The following is a 1694-nucleotide window of genomic DNA, read 5'->3' on the forward strand; positions in this document are numbered from 1 at the left end:
AACGTCAGTTTGTCTAAAAACTACGGTTAGTTTCCAAAACTACGCATGAATAAAGTGATTTAAAAGCTCACGGCGGTGGTCTTTTTCCGGCACAAGTAAAAAGTCGATGAAAATGTTGCAGGCACTACGAAGGCGAAAATATGTTTGCTAAAAGCCGATACTGCACAAAATGCAAAAGCAAGTTCCTTCAGGAACTCTTTGAATGCGTTTTGGTCAACGATGTTCATCAGCCGCCGCAGGTTGTAAGCAATGAACATCAATCCGACATCGGCTGAGGCTCTCCTTAGTCCTTTTTTGGTGCAGATGAATGAAAAGCCCCACTGTCGTTTGATGGTGCCATAGGTGTGCTCAATGATCGCTTGGCGTTTCTTGTAAGTAGCTGGGTTCTTTTCAATGTTTTGCTTGTTCTCATCGACGAAAGGCTGGTATTCGCTGCGTTCAATCAGCCGTCCCTTCTTGTTCCTGGTGCACAGCGCAAAGGCAGGACAGGTGGAGCAGGCTGCAGTTTTGTAATGCTTGACCACATAGCCATGGTCGCTTTTTACATACCAATTGCCGTTCGTGTGCAACACAACGCCCTCGGGACAGGTGTAGATGTCCTCTTTCTCGTCATAAGTGAACTGCTCCACATTGTAACGTTTGTCAGGAGCGAAACTTGGCACACCAGGAATGGCCACCATCAACTCCACACCCAGTTCCAGCCCCTTCTTTAACTCACTGCCGGTGTGGTAGCCTTTGTCATAAAGGGCCGTAAAGTTTGTGTGGCCCAGGATCACTTTAGCCCTGCGGAGCATCCCACCCAAGGCTTTGCTGTCGTTTTCATTGGTGACCTTGTAATCCAGGGTGATCTTATTGGTCTCGTCCACAGTGGTCTGCACACTGTAAGCCACTTCGGTCACCCGGTTGCGGATCATCAGCTGCCGGCTCTCCGGATCAGAGGTGGAGACCTGCGGCTCACCGCTCTGCTGGAGTTGCTCACACAGTTGGTTGTATTTTTCTTTCCTGTCGTTTTGCTTGTCGATCTGCTGCTGAATGGTTTTCTTGTTTTCTTCACTATCGGCCCTTTCCAGTGCTTCATTGTATTCAGATAGCCGCTGCTCGATATACTGCAGATGCTGCGCAATCTTGTCTTCGTTGAAGTTATTCTTCTTACTGTTTTGTGCTCTGAGTTTGGTACTGTCTCCTGCCAGGAGTTTGCCACCGATCAGCGCAAAGTTCTTTGCAATGGAAACTGTCCGGCGAAACACCTTGCGGATGGCTTTTTCGTTGTCTCTGCGAAAGTTCGAGATGGTGTTATGATCCGGTACCAGTTGATGAAGAAGCCACATCACTTCTACGTTACGCTTGCACTCGCGCTCCAGGGCACGAGAAGAACGAACGCTGTTGAGATACCCATACACATAGAGCTTTAGCAGATCTTTGGGATGATAAGCGGGTCTTCCTTCTTCAGAACCTTTCAGGTGGAACTGAAAATTCGCAAGGTCGAGGCTTTCTACAAATAGGTCAATGACGCGTACCTCGTTATCGGCATCGATGATCTCCTCTAAACTTCGGGGGAACAAAACGGCTTGTGTGCGGTCCGTACCAGTGATGTAGCGCATACTAGTAAGTTACGAAATACCACCGGCGAATACACATCAGAGTTATGCACCTATGTGCAAAATAGCGTGTAGTTTTTAGACAGTCTGACGTCC

At 48.1% G+C, this 1694-nt stretch carries 1 protein-coding gene; it reads right to left on the minus strand.

Annotated features, from left to right (window positions below; all coding sequences use genetic code 11):
* Nucleotides 1-59: 59 nt before the first annotated feature.
* Complete coding sequence (locus D6024_RS26315) at nucleotides 60-1601, minus strand: IS1182 family transposase (RefSeq protein WP_121357801.1); 1542 nt, start codon at nucleotides 1599-1601, stop codon at nucleotides 60-62.
* Nucleotides 1602-1694 lie beyond the last annotated feature (93 nt).

Source organism: Flavisolibacter nicotianae (assembly GCF_003628535.1).
Classification (GTDB): domain Bacteria; phylum Bacteroidota; class Bacteroidia; order Chitinophagales; family Chitinophagaceae; genus Flavisolibacter; species Flavisolibacter nicotianae.